Genomic DNA, 26,826 nt, shown 5'->3' with positions numbered 1-26,826 from the left:
TCTATTTTTCCATTTCTCGAATACTTTTTCCTAAGCTTCCACCCGGGTGCCATTTTACATATTGTTCTAAATTCAAATGCTTATGTTCTTGTAAAAGATCACTCAACAGCTGTAAAACAATGATTTCCGCAAGAATAGATGCACGAGGAGGCTTATTCAACGAATCTCCTTCTCGTCCTACCTGTGCTTTAAGACATACCTCACTGCTTTGTGCTAAGCTAGAGTGCTCATTCCCAGTACAGCTGATGATGCGTGCACCATTTTTTAAAAGCGTATCCACTGTCGCTTTTAACTCCGAAGTTTCTCCACTGTTACTAATCGCAATTACAACATCACCTGTCAGCACTTGTCCGCTTGATCCATGTACAGCTTCAGTTCCATGCAATTCATATGATGGAGTGCCTGTTGAAGATAATAGGCTTGCTATATAGCCGGCCACATGCCCCGGTTTTCCGATTCCGGTTACATGTACACGTTTTCCTTTAGCTTCTGCATCGAGAATGATATTTGCCGCTTTCTCAACAGCCGTTAAATCTACATTTTCAATATAGCTATCCATTTCATTTTGAATGTTTCTGAGAAACTGCTTTCCGATTTCTTCCATTTCTATCCTACTTTCCTAATAGCTGCTCCATCACGATATTTGCTGATATTTCGCAAGTACGTGTTTCCGCTTCCTGTGTTCTTGCTGCTGTATGTGGTGTTAAATAAAAGTTTTCTAATGCTAGCAGCTTATCATTTTCTTTCGGAGGTTCACTGCTATAAACGTCAAAGCATGCTGAACGAATTTCACCAGTTGTTAATGCTTCATACAAGGCTTCCTCATCTACGACACCACCTCTTGCCGCATTGATTATACATGCCGAGTTCTTCATACTTTTGAATTCTTTGGTAGAAATCATATTTTTGGTTGAATCTAACAAGGGAACATGCAAAGATATATAATCACACTCCGCATAAATTTCATCTAGCGATGCAACCTTCACATGATGCTTTTGCGCTTCTTCCTTGGAAATAGGAAAAGCATCATACGCATAAATATCCATTCCCATACCATTAGCATAATCTGCCAAATATTTACCAATCATGCCAAAGCCGATAATCCCTAATCTTTTTCCGTAAATTTCCAAACCGGTTGGCTTTGTCCATTTATGATCCTTTACTTCATTTATTGCATAATATAAATTTTTTGCCTCTGCAAACATCAAAGCGACTACATGTTCAGCAACTGAACGAGAATTTCCTCCCACACAACGTCCAATATAAATATTGTGTGCCTTTGCATAATCCAAATTAATATTATCCGTTCCTACACCGAATTTACATACTACCTTCAAATTCGGACAGTCAGACATCATTTTTGCATCTAGGCAATCAACCCCTACAATAATTGCATCAGCATCTTTGCCTAATTTTTTAAATTCTTCATGGGTATATGCCAAGCCTGTATCGTTATAGTGTACCTCTAATCCAGCATTGCGCATTCTTTCTATCTCTTTTTGACCATATTTAGCAAACCCTCTTGGTGTAATTAAAACCTTCATCAAAATCGTCCCCTTTCTAATTCTAGCTTTCAATCAATGATAGAGAAGGGCATTGCTTCCCTTCTCTATCCTTTTGTATTGCATTAAATAATATGGAAGAAGGTTAATACAATGGCTATTACCATCGTATAGACCATTAAACGAATAAATTTTGGTCCTCGCTTGGTAATATATAAATACATTCCCATAACCACTGCAAACGGAAGCATATTCGGCAAAATACCATCTAAAATCGATTGTACTGTCGTAACCGCTCCATCAGCACCACTTGTGAATTCAAGAATTGTCGAAACCTTTACATAAGATGCTGATAAACACCCAATCATAAACAAACCGACAATACTTGCAATATCTATAACCTTTTTGATTGCACCGGAATGTAAAATTTCCAATACTGAGTTTTTCCCTAATGTATAACCTTTTTTGAAAAGTGTCCATGACCATAGATACGACCAGGCAATATAAATCAATCCGGGAATGAAGGCAGCTATGATTGATCCCTCCTGTGCCATCGGCACAAAGATTGCTAAGGGAATCGTAGCAACAATTCCTTGATCGACACTATCACCAATTCCTGCTAAAGGTCCCATTAAGCCTAGCTTTAAAGATTGAATCATACTAGGCGTAATTTCACCTTCATGTCCTAAAGCACGCTGTTCCTCTAAAGAAATTGTAATTCCATGAATAATGCTTCCCCAATCACAGTTTGTATTAAACATAGAAGTATGTCGCTGCATTGCTTCTTTTAATTCTTCCGGTTTATCTTTATAGATCTTGCGCATCACGGGATTCATAGAGTAACCAAATGCCAATGCCTGCATACGGTCAAAGCTTACCGGAACCTCAACAGCAGTTGTCCAACGCCACCAAGCCTTTACTAAATCGTGCTTGGTAATAAGTGTTTCTTTTTCTTCACGAACCTGTATAGTTGTCGTTTGTTCACTCATCATGCTACCTCCTCATCTGTCTGCTTGAATAATGATACAATTAGTGCCAAACATAGTGCGATAACCGCACCGGTAAGCATTGAGAATCCTAAAATAGAATATAGGAAGAATCCCAACACAAAGAATGGCAAGTATTTTTGTTTTCCCATAACCACAAGTGTCAATGCAAATCCAAGGGCAGGAAGCATGTTACCTGCATTGTTCAAGCCGTTCATTACCCATTCCGGAACTACATTGATAAATGCCTGAACAACATCAGCACCAAATAATGTTGCGACAAATACCGGAGTAAAATACAATACTCCATTTGTTAGCCAAGGAAGTAAGAAGGAAAAAATATTTAATGCGTCATATTTTTCTTCTTCTACGAATTTATCTGCTTTAGCATTATAGAAAGCATTGATTGTACGGCGAACATTATTGATCAATACACCTAATACGCCAAAGGGAACTGCTAAAGCAACGGCAGCCGCAGGGTTTAACCCGGTAGTTAAAGCAGCCGGAATAGCAATACAAGATGCTAATCCTTGATCCGATGGAATATTTCCTCCGGCTTCTATACCTCCCATATACATCAGCTGAATCGCTGCACCATACATCAAGCCGGCTTCTACATCACCGTAAATCAATCCGATAATAACTCCTAGAACAACCGGTTTTCGAATGGCAAATGAAATAAAATAACATGCACGCCCCATTGATAACCAATACACTAAGCCAACTAGAACTGCTTGAATAACCATATCTTTTCTCTCCTTTCAAAATTGTCCTATAATTTAGCTACTGCCTTTTGTAAAGTTTCAGACGGATAGTCCGGTGTCGTTTGAAAATAAATTTCAATTCCTTGCTTTTCAAGTGCAAGCAGTGTATCCGCATCTTTGCGATCCAAAGTAATAGCATTATTGACCGCCTTTCTTCCCGGTCCTCCACCCAGACCACCAATCTGAACCTTATCCAATTGCAATCCTGCCTCCACTGCTACGTTTAATTGTTCGACCCCTTTAAACAACAACATGACACGCTTCTTATCAAATTCTCCTCCTTGCTGTTTTGCAACTGCTGTAGCATCATCTACAATGGTAATTTTCACACCCTTCGGTGCTGCCATTTTAAATACCTCTTGCATAAACGGATCCTTGTTAAGCTCATTGTCAATTGTTACGATTTCATTGATTTGACATTGTGTAAGCCATCGCGTAATCACCTGCCCATGAATAAGTCTAAAATCAACTCTTACTAATTCGATACTCATTTGTATGACCTCCTCTTTACACCAACTATATTACTGTAATCGCTATCATTTTGATATGGTCGAACAAACCAAAGCTTTTTACTATTTTTCGTTCATTCATACAAACAGAAAAAACCTTACCTATTTTGGGATTCTATATATTATAAAAGACACTATATACTTAATAAATAAGCGTCCCTCTCCTCTTGTTCACTTGACCATATTTCAAGAATATCTTTGTGCTATTCGTCCATTGAATAAGTACTTGCTTTCACATACAATCAAGTTATAAAGAGAGAGTGAGGTCATACAAATGAACATGAAAAAAATGAACACAACAAAAAAAATGGTAGATGCAGGTGCATTGGCAATTGTTCGTGCAGATTTAGAAAGAGCTTGTGAGATTGCCGATGGATTGATTATGGGTGAAGTACCTGTCATGGAAATGAGCTATACGTTAAATACAGCCGGTGATGTCATTAAAGGTTTGAAGGAAAGGTATGGAGATACACTCATTGTCGGTGCCGGTACGGTACTTGATAGTGAAACTGCCCGTCATGCTGTTTTGAATGGTGCAGAGTTTATCATCGCGCCAACCTTTGACGAAGGAGTTGCAAAAATCTGCAATCGTTATCAAATTCCTTATGCACCCGGCTGTACTTCTTTAAGTGAAGCAGTTCGTGGTTTAACTATAGGGGCGGCTTTTATAAAAGCCTTTCCTATTTCCGACTTCTATGGTCCAAAGCTTTGCAAGGTTTTTAAAACACCGATTCCAGATATGCCTATTTTAGCAAGTGGTGGAATTAACTTAGACAATTTGCGGGAATGGTTAGATTGTGGTGCCGATATATGTGGGTTCGGTGGTCTTTTAACGAAAGGAACCACACAGCAAATCGCAAATAACGCAAAACAAATCCACGAAATTATTACCAATTTTCGCAACGAAAAGTAATTACTGATTTAAGCTTTATTCTTTACTTATCCAAAAATATCAAAAGGAATCCTATCACTTACGTAAATAAGTAATAAGATTCCTTTTTTCACATATAAATAACACTCAGGATTCATTGATATAAAAAGCAGTCGATTCAAAGATCAACTACATACTTGCAAGAATAGGAAGCTTTTTTTATCTATCGCAAGCTTCCCGAAATCAGAAAGAAAGCTAATAAAAATATCAAAAGAGCAATGGTTTCAATACGCCAATCAAAGTGTTAGAAAACCTCTCTACCATACCCTTCATTCTTAAAAAACAGCATTTCTTTTCCAATGTTCCTTTTTTCCAACGATGAAAAGATGCAACCATAAGCAGTCTGATATTTTTTATGACCGATTTTCAATATATAAGCATTCTTTTTGACAGCAACCCCGCCTATTACATAACCGGCATTCAGACTTGCAAGACCAATGACCTTATCTTTGCATTTTTCACCGGTAACAACAACCCTATACTTTAGATAGAGAAAGTATATTGCTGTAACGATTAAAATAATCACCAGAATCAACATCGAATATAAATCTCTTTCATGAAACTACTCATTTATTTTCTTTGTAAAAAAGCATTTTTGATACCTTTCCATATCAAAAGAGATCCGAATATACCATATATCAAGCGATTGATATTCTCTTTTAGAAAGTCAAAGCATTCCGGTGGATTGATGGCACAATACAGCAAAAGAATACCAATTGCCTCCATCATGATCGTTCCTAAAAGTATTGCCGACTTTCCTGTGATGACTACTTTCTTTTGCCAAAGCTTCAGCATAGCTATTTCTCCGTAATATTCAGACTTTGCTAGTTGGTACTGCCAAAGCCTCCATTGCGGACTCCCTGGCAAGCATCATCTTCACATATCCCAAATGGCAGAAAAATTCCTTGTAACATAGCATCTCCTGCTCGTAAATTAACCGTTTTTCCTTCGTTTGTATCATTGGTCAGCTTCACAAATAGGTGTCCTTCATTATTGGAAGAAAAATAATCGCTATCAATTATACCTACACTATTATCTAGCTGCAAGCGATATTTAAAGCCTAACGAGCTTCTCGGATACAGTGTCAGCACCCACCCTTCTTGAATTTCCACACGAATACCGGTTGGAAGCTTGATCGTATGCTGAGGTGGTAACACAAATGTTATCGGTGTATAAAAGTCATAACCGGCGCTTCCTTTGGTTGCACGTTTGGGAAGCTTTATTTCATCATAAATATTTTGAATTTGCACACTTGTACTATTTGGAAAACACGCTTTCCAATCCTTTAAAAACTGATGAAAGCTGACCTTATAAAATTTTGCTACTTTTTCCACTTGGATCACCTGACTTTCTTGTTTCATTTTAACACAAACGCTGCTTTTTTGCAGCGTTTTCTTACCATTCTATTTTAAATATTCCTTTTCATAAGCATCTAATGCCATAGAAATCTGATCCGGACAAGAGGTCTTTTTCAAGCCGCACTCTACACCACGAAAAGCTTCTCTGACCTCATCAATCGTTTTATCTTTGATAATTCTAGAAATTCCCAATAGATTACCGGCACAGCCACCGATAATTGTTACATCACGGATAATATTACCGTCCATTTCAAAACGCATTTCCTGTGAGCATACACCCTTTGGTTTATATACAAATGTTGTCATTCTGAATCGTCTCCTTCCTATCTTGTTTTAATTCGTGAAATGACCTGCTTAGCTACTAATGCTACAAACAATCCTGTCGGTATGGCAAGTAAGGTCAAAAGTGGTAGGATTGCTTGCATAAAAAACTGTTCATAAATAAATGTAACGGCTACAACCTGTCCTATACAATGAAATACACTGCCGATTACGCTAACTCCATATATCGTCATGCTTGTTTGCTTTCTTGCAACTATACATGCCAAGCAGCTAAAACTCACTCCACATAACGACAGCCAAAATCCGGTACCAAATAAGGTTCCCCTCAATAAGCTAGCAAGCAATACACGCATAAAATTCACTCCGATAAAAACTCGTGAATTGAATAAGTAAAAAGCCACAAGTCCAACGATATTCGCTAAACCTAAACGAAAACCAGGAACCGGCAGTGGTACCGGAATCATTGATTCTACCATATGAAAAATAATACTTAAAGCAATCAACATGGTGATTGTCGTCATTCGTTTTGTCTTACTCATCATTGTATCACCGTATCGACTTCCTCATCTCCATCGCTTGCCTCAATGGAAACTACAATGTTATTAGGTAAACACACAATAGGGTGATTGCTTTGTTCCACCCAACCTTGTATCGAACATAAATGCATCGGACTTGTTTCTTTTTCAACACGCACCGCATCGTTTTTTACCTCAACGGCTACATTTCCAAGTGTACCGGAAACATAATAGGTTTCATCTTTATTTAACGGAACACGTAAAACTTCCTCATTCTTAAAGCTGACTACAACTTCTTTCACCTTATCAGCTTCCTGCATTCGTATCCAATATAGAGGTACATAAAGAAAAAGCGAACAAACAACGACAAGCAATATACATATTTTATCAGCTTTATTCATAATTCCCTCCATTTCTAGTTTATTATACTTCAAAGTAGTGGATTTGCAAATGCTTTATCCATGAAAAAAGCTGTTATATACAGCTCTTTCCTCTAAGTCTTTAACGAACGGACTCTCCCTCTTCTATACAAAAGAAGCTCTTTGCTTCGTTTTCTTTTTCAAACGATGTTTGCAATAGCTTTTTCATGATACTTGTAGCATAAGCATCATAATCAAAGCGTAGTGTAGTAAGCTTAGGAGATGCCATTTTTGTAATTGCATGACCTCCGATACTTATAACCGACATATTCTGTGGCACAGAGATATGATACTCCTTCAAATACCGCTGTAAAGGAATCATCATTTCATCACATTCAAGAATCAGCACATCAATTTTTTCCGACAAAATTTCTTTTAGCTTAGCATACATATCCATCAAACTTCCATCGCATAGCTTAACCGTAAAATCAAGCGGCTGCTTACGCTTATGATAGCTGTCCTTTATACCTTCACAATATGCAATAGTGCCGGCTTCTTCCATGCCTAAATAACGAATGATCATGTGATGCTTTTGTAACAAATACTCTCCTAAAAGCTCTCCACCTTGCAATGTATTTACACAACCGATACCTGTATTAGTACCTTGTTGTAAACTAACATACGGGATATTTCCAAGTATTGCCGTAACCTCATCAGCCGCTAAACAGCTTTCAAGAATCACTCCCTTTACCTGTGCATTTGCCAACATGGACAAATACGCTTTTTCTCTTTCCGCATCACCCTTCGTTTCACAAGCCAGTAACAAATACTGTGAAGCAGCTATTAAACGTTCACAAGCAAGAAATAACGTTTGTGTATTTAATTGTGTAATTTCTTTAGCTACAAAAGCCAAGCAATGCTGCTGGCTTTTACCAGCGAAATCCTCCTGTATGGATTTTGATTCTTCAAACCCTTTTTCTATCACTTCTTTTTCCTTATGTTCTTCAAGTATATATCCGGTTTCCCGAATGGCCATTTCGATTTTTTCTGCCAAATCGTTACGTACCCGTTCATGCTTTAAAAACTTACGTAATGTTGCAGTAGAAACTCCGGCTTTTTTAGCTAATTCCGCCATTGTTATTTTTTCCATACCCTTACTCCTCACTTACTTCCTAATATTGTAATGATACCTTATTTTTTAAAATTTTGAAAGCTTTTTAATACATCGCTACTTCCCTGCGCCTCATTTAATGCCTGCAATACCTTTGCAACCCCATGCTCTGTATTGGAAGCTGTACTATATGATGCGATTGCTTTGATTTCATCACAAGCATTCGCCATGGCAATAGCAAAAGGAAAACGCTCAAACATGGAACAATCGTTCAAGCTATCACCAAAAATAAGTACCTCCTCCTTGCTAAGCCCACGCTTTTCACAATACCTTTCTAAAGTAATTCCTTTCTGTGCACGATTAGAAGTAATCTCAATATTATCATAACCGGAGGTTGTTATTGAAATCCCCTCCATATCTTTTAAAAGCTCTTGCAAGGCTTCTCTTTCATGACCGTTAATAAAAAGTTCGATCTTATAAATACGTGCTTTTTCCTCCAACAAATCCTCCATACGTTCATATTCCACATCAATATGATGAAATTGCCCTTCTTCGATCAGCTGTTTTGCGGCATTTTCAGATAAACCATGATGAACGAGCATTTTTAAGCACTGCTCACAAATGCCTTTGCCATCAAAAGAAGATGTACCATTGCTTCCATACATAAAAAAGCATTGCTTGCACTCTAATAAAATTTCAACAATCGCTTGCAATTGTTCCTTTGAAAACGGTACTTCATCTAATAACTCTCCTGCATCACTACATACTGCCGCTCCGTTTAAAATAATGTAATCACATTGCAAACCATATCTTCCGACGATACCTTTGGCACTGTCATAGCTTCTTCCGCTTGCAACCGCAAAAGCAATTCCCTTTCTTTGCAATTCTTCTAACAAGCGGCTATCACTTTCGTCCAATATATGCTGTCCGTTTAATAGCGTTCCATCTAAATCAGAAATAATTTGTTTTATCATTTAGCTTTCCTTACTTATTTTACCATTCATATCACTTTATTCCTAGCAAAAATTTTGTTAAAATATTACACAAAGGAAGTGATAAAATGTTAGAAATAAATACAAAAGCAATTGATTTTACATTACCGGACGAAAACGGAACGATGCATTCTCTACATGATTTTATAGGAAAAAAAGTTGTTTTATATTTTTATCCAAAGGATAATACACCAGGCTGCACAAAGCAAGCGTGTGCTTTTAAGGAAAACTATGACGATTTCAAAAGCCAAGATATCGTTGTAATCGGCATCAGCAAGGATTCCAGCGCTTCTCATAAACGATTCAAGGAAAAATACGAACTGCCTTTCTTACTGCTTTCGGATCAGGAAGTCGAGGTTATCCAAGCCTATGATGTTTGGAAAGAAAAAAAGCTTTATGGAAAAACCTATATGGGAGTTACCCGTTCAACCTATATCATTGATGAAAACGGTATTATCATAAAAACCTTTGAGAAAGCAAATCCAACAAACAACGCAACCGATATTTTAGCCTTCTTGGCAAATTCATAAAAAGTAAGCCCACTACGGACTTATTTTTTATGTCCGCTTTCTTTGCTTGATTAACCTATGCAACTCCAAACTGTTTAGAAAGCTTATCTATTCAAATACTATGTATCCTGCTTTTCAGCACTCGCATTTCTCTTTATTCTCTACGATTCTCATAATTTCTTTGTTTATATGTTTTGAGCGCTATGTTGGCTTAAATACTTCGTTAGCGTTTATCCTTTATATGCAAACTGAAATTTAGAAAGAAATTTATACGCTAAAACACAAAATAGCAAAGCAAACACTACACCGAATACATTGGTTCCGATTCTTAAAAACAAAGCTTCCTTGAAACCATACAATTCACTTGCGATAGCCAAAGCTCCAAAGGTATTAAAAATTGCTTGAAAATTGTAATGAGCTGATAAGCCAACACCAATACCTCCGATGATTCCGATAAATGCATAAATGGAACTAGGCAATACAAAGTACAAAATCACAAAGACGATAACTCCACAGATATTGCCGATTATTCGCCCGCTTACACGCTTTTTGGTATCCGCCATAAAAGGTAAAATAACTGACATTGCCGCAATCCCTGCCCACATGGAGCGATGCACTCCGCAAAGTTCAACAATACATACAACAAGTGGAACACATAGAATTTGACATACTTGCCAACGAGTTGTATCCGATGCTAAATCAAATGATCGGATAACCGATGCAATCGTTGCTTTATAATCCTTTGTAGAATGTTTAAAATAAAACACCAAACTAATTAAAATAGCTCCTATAAATAAAGCAAACAAGCGCTTTTGATACATAGAGCCTGATACATCATAACCATAAATCAGCAAATAGCTTAAAACTAAGGTGGATTGATTGTATAGCCTTGGATCATGACAGCCTAAAATAACCAATATCGCAATGGAAGCCGTATTGATAAATAATCCAACGATCGGATTGCTTATGTTTGCTAGTCTTGGCATAAATGCCATTAGGAAATAAAATAACCAAATCAGCAAAATGGATTGATTCGTTTTAACTGTAAAATGCGAATTGCGGAAAACTAACAAATACAATAAAACAACAACACCCACGATGCTGTTATCACTACCGAATGCCATGCTGAATGAAGTTACAAACAGGAAACAAAAGCCAACCGTAATGGCAATCTTAAATAAATAAACAAAGATATGATAAAGCTTCGCTTTTCTATCTTCACTTTTTCTAATCAATTCCTTTGAGCCAGCTTGATTAAGCTGCAATTCATCATAAAATCTCATCATTACCTCCAAAAAACATGTAAGAGTATTGTATCTCAAATGCTGTGAGAATGCTAGAAAAAAATAATTTTTACAATAAAAAAATGATGCCTTCATGAAAAGACATCACCATAATCTTCGATTATATTTAATGTGTGCAGCTATGAGAAGTACAGGAATGCTCCTTTTCTTCATGTGAGCAGGAATGTCCTTCCCCCTCATGATGATGGTTACACATTCCGCTAGGATCATCTTTTAAAGTGCCGGCAGTCAGTGCGGAAAGTACATCTTCTATACTTCCTTTTGCTCCAGAGATCAAGCCGATATTAGCAGCAGCCAAAGCATCTCTGGCACCCTGTCCGATACCACCGCAAATAAGCGTATCAACATGATGTTCCTTCAAAAAGCCCGCCAATGCACCATGTCCCTTACCATCGGTAGAAACAAGTTCTTGTGTAAGCTTTCCATCTTCCAAATCAACCATTAAAAACTGTGGAGTTTTACCAAAATGTTGAAAAACCATATTATTTTCATAAGTAATTGCGTATCTCATAAAATCCTCCTATTTCGCATAATATGCGCTATCTAAAGTAATTTTAAACTGTTCTAAGAAAGTGTCAATATCCTTTTTTACAGTATTCGCTTTTACAAAATGAATATTTTGTCGTTTCCATGTTTTTACGGCAATTTCAGAGCTGGGAACACCTAGCTTTTCTGTTGTTGCCGCTTCTACTGCCGTGTTGATTGCCTCTTCTTTCTTTACAGCTGTTTCATTCACAAAGGTAGCTGCTTTTTCTAAATAAGCTTCGCTTTTTTCTAAAGAATCCTTACGAACAAATACCGCTGCCTGCGGATATCCTTCGCTTTCTAGGTTCAGCTTACCGCTATATTCCTTTTGCAAGTCCTTAAGTACCTTCAATTCTATATTTTTCTCTTTTGCTTTCGCAATGGTTGCCGTAGCTGCAGGTTCTGCCAACATACCGATCTTGGCTTTTCCGGTTAATAGCTGTGCCTGCACATCATTTACGGAATTATAATAAGTAATTGTAGGCACCATGTTTTCCATGTCGAATGCCGATGTTAAAACCTTTTGCGGAACCGCTCCTTCACCAAAGGCAGCAAAATTACCTTCCTGCGTAAGTGCTGCTTCATCAGTTCCTACAATATAGAGATTTCCCCAAGTTACAATAGAATGTAAAACATATTCTGTTTTTCCGGTGGAAATCAGCTTCGCTCCTAAATTGATTGGTGCTACGATAACATCATAACCATCTTTTTTATGCAGCTGTGCAGATAATGCATCACTTCCATCTACTGTATCAATCGTTACCTTTTCATCATCGTATAAGCCTAGCATAGAAAGAGCCGTTGCTCCCATCGGAGTCATAACGGTGATTGCTTCACTTTCCTGATTCGTGGCACAAGCAACAAGTGTAAAAGATAGAATACCGACAAAAAGAGCTTTTAAAAATTTCATAAACGTTTTTCCTCCACTTCTTCTTTCAGCATTGCGATAAATGCGTCCAGAGGAAGTGTAGTCGAATCCTTCCCTTGTGCTCGACGAATCGTTACTGTACCGTTTTCTTCTTCGCCATCTCCAAGCACAATCTGATATGGTATTTTCGCAAGCTGAGCTTCACGAATACGATACCCCAATTTTTCGTTTCTTGCATCTAATTTGCTTCTAAATCCGTTTTGTACAAGCATTTCGTTTACCTTTTCTGCGTATGAAAGATGCTTCTCATAGTGAACCGGTACGACCATTATCTGCTGAGGTGCCAACCAAGTTGGGAAATGTCCTGCAAAATGCTCAATCAAAATCCCGATGAAACGCTCAATAGATCCGAAAATAACACGATGCAACATTACCGGACGTGCTTTAGAACCATCACTTTCTACATAGGTCAAATCAAAGCGCTCCGGTAAATTCATATCCAACTGAATAGTTCCGCATTGCCATTCTCTGCCTAGGGAATCTTTGATATGGAAATCAAGCTTTGGACCATAGAAGGCTCCATCACCCGGATTGACCTTATAATCTTTACCTGCATGTTTACAAGCTGCTGCCAAAGCTGCTTCACTTGCTTCCCAAATAGCTAAATCACCGATATATTTTTCTTCCGGACGAGTCGATAATTCAATGCGATAGCTTAATCCTAAGGAAGCATAAATACGATCGATAAAGCTAATTAAGCTCATAACTTCGCTTTCGATTTGATCCGGACGCATAAAGATATGTGCATCATCTTGTGTGAAGGTACGCACACGGAACAAGCCATTCAAAGCACCGCTTGCTTCATGGCGATGTACCTGTCCTAATTCTCCCATACGTAGTGGGAAATCCTTATAGGAATGTAGTCCTGCCTTATAAGCAAGCAATGCACCCGGACAATTCATTGGTTTGATTGCGAATTCTCGATCATCTACCATAGAAATATACATATTTTCTTTATAATTATCCCAATGTCCGCTTGTTTCCCAAAGCTCCTTGCTCATCATAATAGGCGTTTTGATAAACTGATAATGCTCTTTGGTATGCTCCTCATACCAAAAGTTCTCCAAAATATTACGCAAAATCATACCATTTGGTAAGAAAAACGGCATGCCCGGAGCATACTCGCTCATCATGAAGATACCAAGCTCACGCCCTAGCTTCTTGTGATCGCGTTTTTTTGCTTCCTCCAATAAATGCAAATGTTCTTCCAGTTCTTCAGCAGTTGGAAAGCAAACTCCGTAAATACGCTGCAACACCTTATTATTGGCATCACCTTTCCAATAAGCACCGGAATGCTTTAACAGCTTAAAGTTTTTCAATTGTTTTACACTTTCTACATGTGGCCCACGGCATAAATCAATAAATTCTCCCTGCTGATAACAAGTGATATTCCCATCTTCTAAATCTTGAATCAAGTCCACCTTATAAGGATCATCACCAAACATTTCCAAAGCTTCGTCCTTAGAGATTTCTTTACGTACGATGCGCTTTCCGTCTTTGGCAATCTTCTTCATTTCTTTTTCGATTTTTGCTAGATCTTCATCTTTAATAACCTGATCTCCTAAATCAATATCATAATAAAAGCCCTCACTTACCACAGGCCCTACCCAAAACTTAGCCTGCGGATACAATCTTTTTACTGCCTGTGCCATCATGTGCGCACAGGAATGATTCATTACACTTAACTGCTCATGCTCTTTAATATCGATCATTTTCTTTTCCTCCTCTTTTTTCTTGCTTTTTAAATGTATTCTTCTTCCATTAAAAAAAAGACTGACATCAAAGGACGTCAGTCTTCCACGCGGTACCACCTTTGTTCATGCTTCACGCATGCCCTCAAACCTGTAACGTAGGCAAAACGGCTATCCCTTTCGGGAGCAACTCCAAGGGAGTAGATCCATTTTCTTTTCAAAAAGCTTTCACCAACCGCTTTTCTCTCTACATCAATCCAAAAGATCCATATCCTTTTCTTCGTCTTTTTATGTATACTTTATACAACATTCTATCTTGAATGTCAATCTGTTTGCTGCAAAATGCTTTTTTTCGATTATTGGCGGTTTCTTTTTTCTCATTTTATCTAAAGTGTATAGTCAAGATAAAAACTATATCCGCTATTTATTTATCTTACTTCAAATTTTCAAATCGAAATCAACCATAGATATTCACTTTTCAGCTTTAGTCTATATCCTTGCTTGTAACCAAAAAGAAGCAGTGCTAAGATCTGCTTCTCTTTCTTCATTTATTCGATTACAAAATTTCCGTTTTCAAAAATAGTAACTTTCTTTCCATCATGCAAAGTTCCGACAACCTTCATATCGGCAGTTCCAAACATAAAATCCTCATGTACCAATGAAACATTAACACCTAAACGAGCAAAATCTTCCTCGCTTAACGTATCATTATTTTCTACACATGTCGGATAAGCATTGCCCAAAGCCAAATGGCAGCTTGCATTTTCATCAAACAACGTATTTAAAAACAGAACTCCGCTTTGTGAAATCGGAGAATTGTGCGGTACTAAAGCAACTTCTCCTAAACGGCAGCTTCCCGCATCAAAATTGACTAACTGCGAAAGTGCCTCTTTTCCTTTTTTCGCATCAAAATCAACTACTTTTCCTGCCTCGAAAGAAAGCCAAAAATCCTCAATTAAAGAACCATTGTAAAGCAATGGCTTACTGGCATATACGATTCCTTCTGCGACATGGAAATCAGGAACACTAAAGATTTCTTCCGTTGGCATATTTGCATTAAAAGAAATTCCTTGCGGCGTCTTTTCGCTGCCACCTGCCCATAAATGCCCTTCTACCAAACCAATACGCAAATCCGTTCCCATACTATTGGTAAAGTGAAGTGATTGAAAACGAAAATCGTTTAAAATTTGACAGCGCTTTGCAAAAACAGCATCACGCTTCGTCCACAATTCGATTGGATCCTTTTCTCCATCAACATAGACAGCAGCTAAAATATGTTTCCACAAAAGCTCCACTGCTTCCTCTTCATCTTTACAGTTTGGAAACACTTGCATGGCCCATTGCTTATTAGGTACAGCAGCAATACACCACTGTGTCTTGCTTAGCATCGTATACTCGCGTACCTTTTTGCTTTTTAATGCGAATGCATGCAAATGCTTATTTACCTTCTCCACATCTAAGCCATTTAAAATACCGGGAATGCGTGAGATAAGATTCAATATGCAGGCTCCTTCTTCAAAATATTCCAGCTTACTGGCAATTTGAAAATCACGTACAGTAGTCAGCGTATCAAGATCTTGATATTGATAATGGAAACGATCGATTGTTTCATCACGATATGTAACAACAACCTCTTTTGCTCCTGCCTTATAGGCCTCCTCTACACAAGCTCTCGCCATATCTACCGTATCAATATCCGCATTGATCAATAATGTCTGTCCTTTTTGTACATTTACGCCTTTGACAATGACCAGCTTTGCGTATGTTTGTATGATTTCTCTATTCATTGACTTATTCCTTTCTATTTCAAATATGCTTTCGGAAGCATCGCCGCACCGATAATTCCCGGCTCCTCTAACTGAGCTTCTTTAAACTTCACTGTCTGCATGCCCTTATGAATCATTGAACGGAAATCGCGCTCCATCTTTTCAAAGAAAACGTCCTTTCCTTTCATGACTCCACCACCGATAACAAACACCGCCGGATCAACAACATGTGCAATGATCGAAAACATAACAGCAATATCATAAGCCATTTCATCGCAGAGTGCAAGCGCCTCACTGTTTCCTTGGCGTGCCAAAGCAAAAACATCACCTGCATGTGCTATCATATCCTCACCGAAAAGCCTTCTGCCCTTTCTTGTAAGCGCCGTTCCGCTTGCTTCATTTTCTACTGCCCCGATATTTAAATAATTCACCTTTTCGCGATTGCGATCAATGATGATATTGGCAATCTCACCGGCATGCCCGTTCTTTCCGGCAACCACCTTCTTATCAACGACTAGTGCTCCGCCAATACCGGTTGAAATCGTAACATAATAAACAATTTCTTCATCTTTACCGGCTCCTAAAATCGCTTCTCCCATTCCGGCAACATTTACATCATTATCAACAAATGTCGGAAGATGGAAGTGATCTCCTATTTTTTGAGCAATCGGATATCCTTCAAAGCCCGGTAAATTTGTTGCTAAAACCATTTTCCCCTGAACCGTATCTACCGGTCCGGGAACTCCCATTCCGATTCCTTCACAATCCGCATAACGATCGATTCTTTCAATCATAGAAATTATTTTTGCCACAACATGCTCGACACCTTGTTCAATCTCTGTAGCTTCCTTTACCATTTGTAAAATCGTTCCGTTCTCGTCAACCTTAGCAACACGTACATTTGTACCACCTAAATCAACACCAATATATGCTTTCATAGCGTCCTCCTTTACAGATGTCTTTATTTTATCATATTCTTGATTATTTTGTTTCTTATGAAAGCATTTTCAGCATTTTGGTCATTTTCTTCTTGTAGCTCTTATTGTATTGCAATGATTATGTGTTATCGCTTCACTCTGATAATAAGCACAAAGGCAAACAAACTGATGATAAGACTTGCGAAAAATAGCGGTAGGTTGGTGTGATCCGAAGTTGCAGGAAGTTTTGTATTTTCAAAATGGAAGTAATATCCCTGCTCCGTTTTACGTAGTGCTTCTCCGTTTACAAAAACACCCTTTTCATTAACTGTAACTTCAATCGCATCATCTCGCACTTGATATCCGCTCGGTGCTTGAATTTCCTTGACCCAATACTTTCCATAACGGAATGTAAAGGCTGCTGTTCCTTTCTTGGTATCAATGACAGCATCTGCAAGCTTATGGCGGCACTCTTTGTCTGCAAAGGCTTGAAATACAAATTGCTTCGATACAATTGGCTTTTTCGTATCGCTATCTATTTTTACCAACTGAAGCTCAATCTTTAAAGGCTTATTTTCTACCGTAATTGTTATATCCTTATCCTTTAGTGTAAACTCTACAGGATCTGCTGGTACATAGCCATTCGGAGCCTCGACCTCTTGTAGAATATAGCTATGTCCTTCAATCAAATGCTTAACTACATTCCCCTTTGTATCACTGGTAAAGCGATCGACAATCTGCTTTGTCTTTGTATCGGTTACTATAAATCTTGCATTTGCCAATGCTTTTCCTGCTTCATCAACCTTTCTTACCTTTACCTGTATATCTCTCATCGCGACACTTTGTACTTTTTCCGTATTTTCTATTGTAAAATACACGTCCTTTGCTTGCGCATAACCAAGTGGTGCTTCCTTTTCATGTAAGCGATACTTTTTGCCTACCGCTAAGCCTTTTATCGTATGCGGTGCTTGGCTTGTTTTCCATTCGCTAACAAGCGTATCCTTTTCATCAAATACCTGTATCTCAGCTCCTGCGATCGCCTTCCCTTTGGTATCCTCTTTCGTGATTTCAACAATCGTTTGCTTATTTTCTATGCTATCCTTCAGCACATATTCCTTTGTCGTATCGTCCTTCATTTCAAAATCAAATACGATTTTTTTATCACTCAGCACGTATCCGTCAGCCGTTTCGATTTCCTGTAATGCATAGCTTGCTTTTCCGATTCCTAACGGAAGTCCGGCAATGTCCAAAATACCATCTTCATTTATCTCATAGCGCCCGTTTTCAGCCTGACCTACATTTACCTTATCGCCCTTATGATAAATAACGCTTCCGTTTCTCGGATTGATAATTTCGCTATTTGCCGTTAGTTGGAAAACAGCTCCTTTGATTACTTCATCTTTTGCTGCTTCAAAACTCTTTTTCAATACGATTCTTCCTGTCGGCATATCATCATACACCTTTACAACCGTTATCGGATCACCATCTTCATCAGCCTCAAATACTGCCTTTTTTACTTCAAATGGAATTGGAGCTTGATGAATCAAATATCCATTTGGTGCTTTCACTTCATGCAGCTCATACGCTCCACTTTTTAATGGCAGCGGCAATGTACTTTGCCCTTTTTCATCGGTTGTAAACGTATCTATACGCTTATTACCTACCTTTTGTGATACATATTTATGATGCTTGACGTCCCACACCTTGAAACTCATATTGCTTAACGTAATTTCCTTTTGAGTTGCTTTATCGTACTTCATGATCTTTACATAGCTTTCTGTCAAAGCATTCTTTATGCTGTATGAAAATTGCTCATTTTGTTTATGAATCGTAAAAGTAATTTCTTCCTTTAATGGCAAAATATCCGCATCTGATGTTTTGGTTTGCTTCATAACATATTCTCCATAAGCCAAATCCTTTGACTTTGCATAACCGTTTTTATCACTAACCAACACATCATACTCTCTTTTACTTAATTCATCGGTGTGCTTCAAAGCTTCCTCAAAGCTTTTATACTTATCTACAAGACTTTTTAGTATCACCGTAAACTCAGCACCCTGTTCTGGCTTTAATACCTCTGCACTATCGCTATCCGCACAATACTTATGAATTTCAACATTACCTGTAATGACTTTATCCTTAGCAGCAACCTCACGAAGCACTACAGGAACATTTTGTCCCTCATAGCTTAATGCTACATCATATTCCTTTTTGGACAGCTGATACCCTTGTGGTGCTTGAATCTCCTTCACATAATACTTCCCTAAATCCTGCTCTGAAAAGCTTCCTTCTACACCTTGTAACGTAATTTGTTCAACCAAGGTATCTTTTTTATGCAACACAACACCATCATTTGATGGATCTACAATGTTTTCTCTTGCGTATAAGCCATATATCGCCCCATTTAAGCTCGCATCACCCTGTGCAGCATTCCCTGTTTCACTATCGACTTTGGTTATCTGCACCTTTCCCTTCACACGCTTATCCTTGATTTCTACGGTTACAACAGCTCCATCTTCACGAATCGATCCTTTAAAGCTTTCCCCATTCAATAGATAGCCATGAGGTGCAGCAACCTCCTTAAAAACATAATCCCCGTACTTTAAATCTTCACTTGTTACACTACCCGTTTTGTCAGTCTTTACGGTCTTGATTTTATTACCGGAAGTATCATAAACCTCCAAGGTAGTATTTGCCAATTGGATTACCTTTCCGGTATCTGCATCTTTTTTTACGAATTGAAACTTTCCTTTCTTCCAATGATTTATCTGCGTAAAGGCAGAAACCTTATTTGGCTCTATCTTTATGGATTTAACTGTACTGTTAAGCACTAGGTGATCGGGAACATCAACCTCCTGCACATATACTGTTTGTGGCAATAGCTGATGGATCGTTACCGTACCATCAGCTCCGGTTTTATATGTACCGATTGGCTTACTCATATCGGCGTTATAAGATAATTGAAAGCTGGTGTTCGGAACAAAATTGCCTTCATCATCTTGTTTTGCAAGCTTTAAAGACCCATATTTTTGTACATTTACTCTTATTTTTATGTTTTGTGGATCCTTCACTTTGAATTTAACCGGTATTTGTGAGCCTGCTTTTTTGTATGCAATAGAAGTTCCCACGTATTTAGATGGTATTTTTTGATACTGAACTGTCGTCTTTTCAGGAGCGCTTGCAGTTGCGGTAATAGTCAGATGATTACCGTTCTTTTTAACTTGAAGTCCACCTGTATCAACTAAATGGAAATCCTTAAATATTCCCTTTGTATCGGTAAGCGTAATACTCTCGCCAACCTTTAAAGTAACTTCTTGATTATCGAATGACGGTTTATCGAAATGATGATGAATTCGATTTTGAATATTCGCTTTATATGCGCCATAATCAGAAAAATTCGTTCTTGTTATTCGACCGCCAACTGCTTCCCAAATCATAAATTGAGTTGCAACATAATCCGCAGCTGTTTTTGCTGATTTTTCCCACCCTTCATAAGCGATGATCGCTATTTCTCTTCTATCATAAGCTGTTGGAACAAACCCGCTTCCCGGTTGTAATAAAATACCAGGTTCAACACAAAAACCAATCTCTCCGTCAATTAGAATTTGTTGCATATTTTCATTAAAGATATAATGCACACCATCAGCATTATAACTAGTTGAGCTGTAGCCAGTATATGCACCAAGAGTTATTGTTGCGGGTTGATCGGCTGCATAAATATTCGTTGAAATATGCATAGCGGTAAATGCAGTTAGCATTGCGACCAAAGCAATAACTAACTTTTTTAGCTTTGATTTCATAATATCCTCCTTTCAAAGCAAACATAAAAAAACAGTCATTCGACTGCTTCATTGAACATAGGAATCTTCCTATCCCATAAGAAAATCTACTTAATAAATAATACAGCTACATCAAAGCTATCACCTCCTTTACATAAAGAACATATCAAAATCTGTTTCTTTCCTATCTGCTATCATGTATTGGTATTCAAGTATTCAAACAAACCACCTCTCTTTTCTAATGTTTACAAATCTATTTTCTTCTACTTAATATAAAAAAGGTGATTTCTCACCTTAATTGCAATTATTTTCTAGCCCCTTCCCAGTTAATGGTCCATTTCTGCGTTTCTGCTCCGCAATTATCACGAACTGTCCATGCTATATAACCAGAATAATCATGTCCGTTTTCATTTTCAACAGAATATAGCCACTCATTTGCATAAGTATCCACTTCTTCCTTCGTATCAAATACCAAACCGGAATTTCCTAAATCTTGATATGTTCCATCAAAGACACAGGTATTTTGGGCAGGTGGTATTACTGAATTATTGGTTGTTCCATTTCCGTTATTTCCAGATGGTCTGTTATTGTTGCTGACAGGAGGTGCATAGGTATTCGTGTTTGCTCCGGCATTTGCATTTCCTTGTCCTTGCTGTGTTTCCTGCTTATCTGTATCTTTTGCTGTCTTTTCTTTTAATGCTTTGGATTGTGGCTTTGTGCCATCACTCATCGCTGTTACACCGTTCTTTTCCGCTACCTCTAAGCTTACGACCTTCACTACTACTTTTTCCGCTTTTGCATTCTTATAAGTATCTGTGGCTGTAACGGTAATGCCATAAGTTCCTTCCTTGGTTAGATCAAGCTTTGCTTTATCTACGGAAATCTTTGTTTCCGATAAATCTTCTGCGTTAAAGTATTTGGTTAGATCTACGTTCTCGACATTGGCTTCGATGATGATTTCCTCTTTTAAATCTACAAAGGTAGGTGCTTTGGTATCCTTTACTTCTACAACAAAGCTTTCCTTTTCATCATCATAAACTGCTGTTGCATGATACTTACCAACCGGAAGATATTTTCCTTTTGTTGGCTTTAAGCTTCTGCTTTTCTTATCAACACTGTATGCTTTATCCTTCTTAAAGGTAATAACAGTGTCCTTTAATACTTCCTTGTCTGTATCCTTGGCTAAATAAGCTTTTGCTTCCGTAGATACCTTAGAACCCAATTCTACGGTATAGGATTCCTCCACTTGAAAATTGTCCTTTGCACATGCGGCTAATAAACACATCATACATAATACTACCGAAAGTCGTTTCATCGTTTCGCCCCCCTAGTTATTTTCGCTATCTTTATCACGATATCATCATATCATAAAAAGAATGGCGGTGCTCACGCAAATTACTTGCAAAAAGCTTGCATTTTAAACTATCAAGCAACAAAAAAAGCTGAATGCATATAATGATTGAACGAGCAATCCGCATCACAGCTTTTTTTAATTATTTAACCTCTATAATTTTCATAACGTTGGTAGCACCACAGCCTACCGGATAACCGGCAACGACGATAATGGTCTTGCCAACCTCAACACCCATTTTCTTAGCAATTTCTCTTGCCATTTCCACATCGGTGCTTTCTTCATTTTTAGTTTCGGAGAAATATGTATTTACGCCCCAATTTAATGCTAGGGAACGCTGTGTTTTCTTATCAAAGGTAACCGCAACAATCGGTGCTTCCGGACGGAATTTGGAAATACGACGAGCAGTTGTTCCACTTTGCGTAAATGCAATAATAGCTGCAATATCAAGCGCCATTGCAGTATCAGCAACGGAAATTGCAATCGCATCATTCTTTGTACGCTGACAAGTTTTGATAGAACGCTTCAAACGATCATGGTATGGAAGTGTAGGTTCCATTGCTTTCGCAATTTTTACCATTGTCTGAACAGCTTCTACCGGATAATCACCGGCTGCTGACTCACCGCTTAACATAATCGCATCGGTTCCATCAAGAATAGCATTTGCCACATCACTTGCCTCTGCACGAGTCGGACGTGGATTCCCCTGCATACTTTCCAACATGTGAGTAGCCGTAATAACCGGTTTTCCAAGCTCATTGGCAACCTTAATGATCTTCTTTTGATAAATCGGTACCAATTCCAAAGAAACATCTACACCTAAATCACCGCGTGCAACCATAACACCGTCAGCAACCTCTAGAATTTCCTCTAAATTATCAAAACCTTCTTGGTTTTCAATCTTCGGAATAATCTGGATATCTTCTCTGCCTTCTTCCTTTAAGATCTGACGAATTGCCAATACATCATCTTTTCTTCTTGTAAAAGATGCCGCAATATAATCAATTCCCATTTGGCAGCCGAAACGGATATCCGCCTCGTCTTTAGGAGAAATAAACGGCATTGTCAGCTTAACTCCCGGCAAATTGCAGCCCTTTCTGCTCTTTAACACATGTGGATTTTCTACACGGCAAACCAATTCACCCTCACGCTTTTCAAGCACAGTCAAGCGACATTTTCCATCATCAATAAGAATCGTTCCATTCACATCTACATCATCGAAAATTTCCGGACATTGAATATGAAATTTTTCATGTGTTCCTAAAACCTTTTCACGAACGATTGTAACAACATCACCGGCTTCAAAAGCTTCACTTCCATTCGCAAAATCACCTAAACGAACTTCCGGTCCCTTTGTATCCAATAAGATAGAGATGCTCTTTCCGGTTTCCTCTACCACTTCGCGAATATTTTTAATACGGTTTCCATGTTCTTCGAAATCTCCGTGAGAAAAATTCAAACGAATGATATTCATACCAGCATCTACCAGCTTATGCATCATTTCTTTAGATTCCGAAGCAGGCCCTATCGTACAAATAATTTTAGTTTTCTTAACCTCTAACATATCAATCAAAATTCCTTTCTCTTTACCTACTACATTCCCATTTTTTCCAGCTTTATACCAAGCGATCGAACAGGTTATGCAATTTCTTACGTGAATCCCTTGGCATGTTCAATGCTTCTTCGATCGGAACCGAAATAATTTCGTTATTGCGAATACTGACACACTGTCCTCCGATTCCCTGCATCAACAAATCAACTGCCTTTTCTCCCATTCGACTTGCCAATACACGATCATTAGGAGTAGGTGAACCACCGCGCTGAACATGTCCTAATACCGTTGCTCTCCCGGAAAATCCGGTATGCAGACTTACCTTTTTCGCAAATTGATGAACATCGGTAATTTTTTCCGAAATGATCACAATTGCCTGTCTTTTTTTCTTAATAAGATCCAAATCACGTAAACGCTCCAACACTTCGCTTTCCTCAAAGCCTGTCTGTGAAGTTACAATAATTTCCGCACCGCAGGCAATACCGGAATAAATGGCTAAATCACCACAGCGATTTCCCATGACCTCGACAATCGAGCAGCGATGATGAGAGCTTGATGTATCACGAAGCTTATCCACTGCCTCAACAATCGTATTTAAGGCAGTATCAAACCCAATGGTAAAATCGGTACAGGTGATGTCGTTGTCAATCGTTCCCGGTAAACCGATGCAGTTGATTCCCATTTCCGTAAGTGCAAGCGCACCACGATAGGAACCATCTCCACCAATCACGACAATCGCTTCAATTCCTCTTTTCTGTAACTGAGCAACCGCCTTCGTGCGCACCTCCAGATCTTTAAACTCCGGCAAACGCGCAGAACCTAAAATTGTTCCTCCGCGATCAATAATTTCACCGACACTGGCTTTGGTCAAAGGCTCGATATCACCCTCTACCATGCCTTTATATCCGTTATAGATACCGAACACTTCAATACCACTGTTAAGTGCGACTCTTGTTACGGCACGAATTGCAGCATTCATACCCGGTGCATCGCCACCAGATGTTAAAACACCAATACGTTTTACCATAAGAATTCCTCCATTCACGCTTATTATGATAACATTTTCTTCCGTCTTTTACTAGAATTATTTTCTTCTACTATCACCTTTTATAAATATTTCAGAGGATAGCGTTTTCAATCGTTCGAATAATCTTTCCGCAGCGACCGGCTCTCTTACTCCCCTGCTTGTCGTCTCTAAACGCTCCTTTAATTCTACCATAGAATAGTTGCTGGTAAACAGCGTCAGACGATGCTGTTCCATACGTGCATCAAGCAGTGGCAAAAGAATATCATCACGGCTCCAAGCGCTAAGATTTTCACCGCCGATATCATCTAATACCAAAACATCGGCTCGCTTGATTCTTCCTAAGCGCTGTTCAAAAGCTAATGCGTCATGAAACAGCATTTTTAAATCAGCAATCAGTTTTGGAACACTGACAAAAGCCACACGCTTGCCTTCCTTCACATAATAATTTGCGACTCCCGCTGCCAAATACGTTTTCCCGGCACCCGGCTTACCGGAAAGATACACTCCCTTTTCCGGTTGTGCTTCACTGATCATACGCAATATCTTTGTATATGCCGACTTATATTCATCACTTTCTTTACGAACATCAATTGCACTTATATCAATGTGAAAATACGCATCTGCCAAATCTGCCTCTACGTATCGTTTCTTCAACCGTAAAAACTGTTCCTTTTTTTCTTGATAAGCACAGCGACACTGCTCATTCATCAAAAATCCATCATATTTCAATCCTAAGCGATGTCCCTTAGTTGCCTGCGTACAAAAATCAAGTCCCTTGCAGTTTTTACATTTTTCCATCGTATGCACATAATCCTGCAAACGTCCGCTATGTGCGTAAATAAAAGCTTCATCTATTTGCGGATAACGCTTCATCAAGTCGCGAATATCAGCATTTTTCATCAAATGCTGAACCAATCGCTGTTTTTCCTGCTGTGCTTCTGAAGATAATGTATAGTTAAATTGCACTCGTTCCATCTATTCACCCCGCAATCGCTTTTGTAGCTCCAGCATTTCTTCCTCATTAAAATCTTCTGTATCATTCGGTATGTCGGATTGATCATGATACCAGCTTGGAAGCTTCTTTTCCTTATTTGCCTTAAAGCTCTTTCGATTTGCCTGTTCCTCTTGAATTTGTTTGCGTGCTTTCTCTGCAGTATCAATTCCAAGACGTACCCACGTACCGGCAACCTTTTCGACATAAGCCTTAGGAAATTGCTGATTTTTCGTATCCAATACATATTCAATTAAAACATTCACAACCTCCGGCTGCATGCGATAATCTCGAATCAGAGTCTCTATTAGGAATTTATCGGAACGGGAAACCTCCACACCATGCTGCTTATTTTGTAAAAAGACAACCGGAGGAAGGCGATATGGATCTTGATTTTCCAATACCTCGAATTTACTTTTCGATGCTCTTGCCAGCTTTTTTAAAAGCTCGATGCGCAGCTTCCCGCTTTTTACATCAACGGCTTTATTTACGATTGCGATCATATCCTGTTCATCAATGCCATGAATCGTTGCCAATTCACCAATCAAACGTAAGTTTTGTTCACTGCGCTGTGATTCCGGGAAAATGGTTTTGGTAATTCCAGCCAAAAAGCGATCAAAATTAAAGCTCAACGGAATATCGTTTTGATAAAGCTCATGCTGTTTTGGCTTCATATTGCGAAAGCTTTCTTCTTCCTTTTCCGCCCATTGTCCTTTTAGTACATTTACAAAAGGAATCGTAATATCCTGATAACCGCTTTTATCTTCATAATCTTTCGCAAAGCACAGCTTATTGAACTGGTAGACCTTTTCTCCCATTTTTTTCATATACAGCCGTCCAAATACCTCATGACGTAAAAAATCATTTCCCAACTTCGGCATAAATACTTCATACAAATAACAGTTCTTATCCGCATCATAAAAAGTCTTTAGTAACAAGTATTGTTCCAATACAACGCGATGCTTTTCAATCGCTTCCATGCTCAGTCCGCTGATTTCGCAAATCAAACGATGATTTTTGATCTTTTTCGGACGAAGCGCAATGCTTAACAATGTATGATACAAAATTGCCGCCTCATTACCGATCAGTGGTACATACAACATTTGAAAAGCCGAATAACCTTCACTTGTCCAAATACCCTGTACCTCTATTTTACAGGCTAGCTCTTTATCCATTT

General features: G+C 38.5%; 27 protein-coding genes and 1 other annotated feature. Of the genes, 2 read left to right on the top strand and 25 right to left on the bottom strand.

What is annotated here, in order from left to right:
* Window position 1: 1 nt before the first annotated feature.
* The 5 genes from EUBDOL_RS01795 to EUBDOL_RS01775 all read right to left on the bottom strand — a co-directional run bounded on the left by EUBDOL_RS01795 (window position 2) and on the right by EUBDOL_RS01775 (window position 3,743).
* The gene (locus EUBDOL_RS01795; protein WP_004797938.1) at window positions 2-604 is read right to left on the bottom strand and encodes an SIS domain-containing protein; all 603 of its coding nucleotides are present in this window, start codon (window positions 602-604) and stop codon (window positions 2-4) included.
* A gap of 7 nt (window positions 605-611) precedes the next feature.
* Window positions 612-1,544 (bottom strand): phosphoglycerate dehydrogenase, encoded by a 933-nt coding sequence (locus EUBDOL_RS01790; RefSeq protein ID WP_004797937.1) that lies wholly within the window; start codon window positions 1,542-1,544, stop codon window positions 612-614.
* An 83-nt stretch (window positions 1,545-1,627) separates the two neighbouring features.
* Window positions 1,628-2,491: a PTS system mannose/fructose/sorbose family transporter subunit IID gene (locus EUBDOL_RS01785; RefSeq protein ID WP_040462903.1), complete on the bottom strand. Its 864-nt coding sequence runs from the start codon at window positions 2,489-2,491 to the stop codon at window positions 1,628-1,630.
* Complete coding sequence (locus EUBDOL_RS01780; RefSeq protein WP_004797932.1) at window positions 2,491-3,234, bottom strand: PTS mannose/fructose/sorbose/N-acetylgalactosamine transporter subunit IIC; 744 nt, start codon at window positions 3,232-3,234, stop codon at window positions 2,491-2,493. The genes EUBDOL_RS01785 and EUBDOL_RS01780 overlap by 1 nt, the downstream gene beginning before the upstream one ends.
* A gap of 26 nt (window positions 3,235-3,260) precedes the next feature.
* On the bottom strand, window positions 3,261-3,743 hold the full coding sequence (locus EUBDOL_RS01775; RefSeq protein ID WP_004797930.1) for a PTS system mannose/fructose/N-acetylgalactosamine-transporter subunit IIB: 483 nt from the start codon (window positions 3,741-3,743) through the stop codon (window positions 3,261-3,263).
* Window positions 3,744-4,035: 292 nt separating this feature from the next.
* Between EUBDOL_RS01775 and EUBDOL_RS01770 the strand changes: the two genes are divergently transcribed.
* Window positions 4,036-4,674: a beta/alpha barrel domain-containing protein gene (locus tag EUBDOL_RS01770; RefSeq protein WP_004797928.1), complete on the top strand. Its 639-nt coding sequence runs from the start codon at window positions 4,036-4,038 to the stop codon at window positions 4,672-4,674.
* 262 nt (window positions 4,675-4,936) lie between these two features.
* Here the strand turns inward: EUBDOL_RS01770 and EUBDOL_RS01765 are convergent, their stop codons facing one another.
* The 8 genes from EUBDOL_RS01765 to EUBDOL_RS01730 all read right to left on the bottom strand — a co-directional run bounded on the left by EUBDOL_RS01765 (window position 4,937) and on the right by EUBDOL_RS01730 (window position 9,291).
* On the bottom strand, window positions 4,937-5,230 hold the full coding sequence (locus EUBDOL_RS01765; RefSeq protein ID WP_004797925.1) for a hypothetical protein: 294 nt from the start codon (window positions 5,228-5,230) through the stop codon (window positions 4,937-4,939).
* Window positions 5,231-5,262: 32 nt separating this feature from the next.
* Window positions 5,263-5,487: a hypothetical protein gene (locus tag EUBDOL_RS01760; protein WP_004797923.1), complete on the bottom strand. Its 225-nt coding sequence runs from the start codon at window positions 5,485-5,487 to the stop codon at window positions 5,263-5,265.
* Between the two features lie 29 nt (window positions 5,488-5,516).
* The gene (locus tag EUBDOL_RS01755) at window positions 5,517-6,026 is read right to left on the bottom strand and encodes a dCTP deaminase/dUTPase family protein (protein WP_040462901.1); all 510 of its coding nucleotides are present in this window, start codon (window positions 6,024-6,026) and stop codon (window positions 5,517-5,519) included.
* Between the two features lie 69 nt (window positions 6,027-6,095).
* The gene (locus EUBDOL_RS01750; protein WP_004797920.1) at window positions 6,096-6,356 is read right to left on the bottom strand and encodes a TIGR03905 family TSCPD domain-containing protein; all 261 of its coding nucleotides are present in this window, start codon (window positions 6,354-6,356) and stop codon (window positions 6,096-6,098) included.
* 17 nt (window positions 6,357-6,373) lie between these two features.
* Window positions 6,374-6,871, bottom strand: a complete 498-nt coding sequence (locus EUBDOL_RS01745; protein WP_040462900.1) for a Gx transporter family protein — start codon at window positions 6,869-6,871, stop codon at window positions 6,374-6,376.
* Window positions 6,871-7,248, bottom strand: a complete 378-nt coding sequence (locus EUBDOL_RS01740; protein ID WP_040462898.1) for a NusG domain II-containing protein — start codon at window positions 7,246-7,248, stop codon at window positions 6,871-6,873. Before EUBDOL_RS01740 ends, EUBDOL_RS01745 begins: the two co-directional genes overlap by 1 nt.
* Before the next feature lie 100 nt (window positions 7,249-7,348).
* Complete coding sequence (locus EUBDOL_RS01735; protein WP_004797915.1) at window positions 7,349-8,356, bottom strand: substrate-binding domain-containing protein; 1,008 nt, start codon at window positions 8,354-8,356, stop codon at window positions 7,349-7,351.
* A gap of 41 nt (window positions 8,357-8,397) precedes the next feature.
* Window positions 8,398-9,291 (bottom strand): Cof-type HAD-IIB family hydrolase, encoded by an 894-nt coding sequence (locus EUBDOL_RS01730; protein WP_004797913.1) that lies wholly within the window; start codon window positions 9,289-9,291, stop codon window positions 8,398-8,400.
* An 86-nt stretch (window positions 9,292-9,377) separates the two neighbouring features.
* Between EUBDOL_RS01730 and bcp the strand changes: the two genes are divergently transcribed.
* Window positions 9,378-9,839 carry a thioredoxin-dependent thiol peroxidase gene (gene bcp / locus EUBDOL_RS01725; protein WP_004797912.1) on the top strand — a complete coding sequence of 154 codons (462 nt, stop codon included), beginning with the start codon at window positions 9,378-9,380 and terminating at the stop codon, window positions 9,837-9,839.
* Window positions 9,840-10,048: 209 nt separating this feature from the next.
* Here bcp and EUBDOL_RS01720 read toward each other — a convergent pair whose 3' ends face one another.
* The 12 genes from EUBDOL_RS01720 to EUBDOL_RS01665 form a co-directional block, all read right to left on the bottom strand.
* Entirely contained in the window at window positions 10,049-11,101 is a 1,053-nt protein-coding gene (locus EUBDOL_RS01720; protein ID WP_004797910.1) for an FUSC family protein, read from the bottom strand.
* Between the two features lie 127 nt (window positions 11,102-11,228).
* Window positions 11,229-11,633: a NifB/NifX family molybdenum-iron cluster-binding protein gene (locus tag EUBDOL_RS01715; RefSeq protein ID WP_004797908.1), complete on the bottom strand. Its 405-nt coding sequence runs from the start codon at window positions 11,631-11,633 to the stop codon at window positions 11,229-11,231.
* A gap of 9 nt (window positions 11,634-11,642) precedes the next feature.
* Window positions 11,643-12,557, bottom strand: coding sequence for a hypothetical protein (locus EUBDOL_RS01710; protein WP_004797906.1), 915 nt, complete (start codon window positions 12,555-12,557; stop codon window positions 11,643-11,645).
* A complete protein-coding gene (gene thrS / locus EUBDOL_RS01705; RefSeq protein WP_022420846.1) occupies window positions 12,554-14,287 on the bottom strand; it encodes a threonine--tRNA ligase in 1,734 nt (577 codons plus the stop codon). Before thrS ends, EUBDOL_RS01710 begins: the two co-directional genes overlap by 4 nt.
* 67 nt (window positions 14,288-14,354) lie before the next feature.
* Window positions 14,355-14,556: a binding site (T-box leader), on the bottom strand.
* Between the two features lie 258 nt (window positions 14,557-14,814).
* Window positions 14,815-16,053: an aminopeptidase gene (locus tag EUBDOL_RS01700; RefSeq protein WP_004797901.1), complete on the bottom strand. Its 1,239-nt coding sequence runs from the start codon at window positions 16,051-16,053 to the stop codon at window positions 14,815-14,817.
* 14 nt (window positions 16,054-16,067) lie between these two features.
* Window positions 16,068-16,970, bottom strand: coding sequence for an ROK family protein (locus EUBDOL_RS01695; protein WP_004797900.1), 903 nt, complete (start codon window positions 16,968-16,970; stop codon window positions 16,068-16,070).
* Between the two features lie 125 nt (window positions 16,971-17,095).
* Window positions 17,096-20,749: a SpaA isopeptide-forming pilin-related protein gene (locus EUBDOL_RS01690; RefSeq protein WP_004797899.1), complete on the bottom strand. Its 3,654-nt coding sequence runs from the start codon at window positions 20,747-20,749 to the stop codon at window positions 17,096-17,098.
* 283 nt (window positions 20,750-21,032) lie between these two features.
* Entirely contained in the window at window positions 21,033-22,043 is a 1,011-nt protein-coding gene (locus EUBDOL_RS10930; protein WP_050750069.1) for a hypothetical protein, read from the bottom strand.
* Window positions 22,044-22,221: 178 nt separating this feature from the next.
* Complete coding sequence (gene pyk / locus EUBDOL_RS01680; protein WP_004797893.1) at window positions 22,222-23,643, bottom strand: pyruvate kinase; 1,422 nt, start codon at window positions 23,641-23,643, stop codon at window positions 22,222-22,224.
* Between the two features lie 52 nt (window positions 23,644-23,695).
* The gene (pfkA, locus tag EUBDOL_RS01675; RefSeq protein ID WP_040462896.1) at window positions 23,696-24,658 is read right to left on the bottom strand and encodes a 6-phosphofructokinase; all 963 of its coding nucleotides are present in this window, start codon (window positions 24,656-24,658) and stop codon (window positions 23,696-23,698) included.
* A gap of 57 nt (window positions 24,659-24,715) precedes the next feature.
* The gene (locus tag EUBDOL_RS01670; RefSeq protein WP_004797889.1) at window positions 24,716-25,633 is read right to left on the bottom strand and encodes an ATP-binding protein; all 918 of its coding nucleotides are present in this window, start codon (window positions 25,631-25,633) and stop codon (window positions 24,716-24,718) included.
* A complete protein-coding gene (locus EUBDOL_RS01665; protein ID WP_004797885.1) occupies window positions 25,634-26,824 on the bottom strand; it encodes a DnaD domain protein in 1,191 nt (396 codons plus the stop codon).
* Between the last annotated feature and the right edge of the window lie 2 nt (window positions 26,825-26,826).

The organism is Amedibacillus dolichus DSM 3991, from assembly GCF_000154285.1.
Classification (GTDB): Bacteria; Bacillota_I; Bacilli_A; order Erysipelotrichales; family Erysipelotrichaceae; genus Amedibacillus; species Amedibacillus dolichus.
Note: the sequence above shows the minus strand (reverse complement) of the source record. Positions and strands in the feature narration are given on the sequence as shown.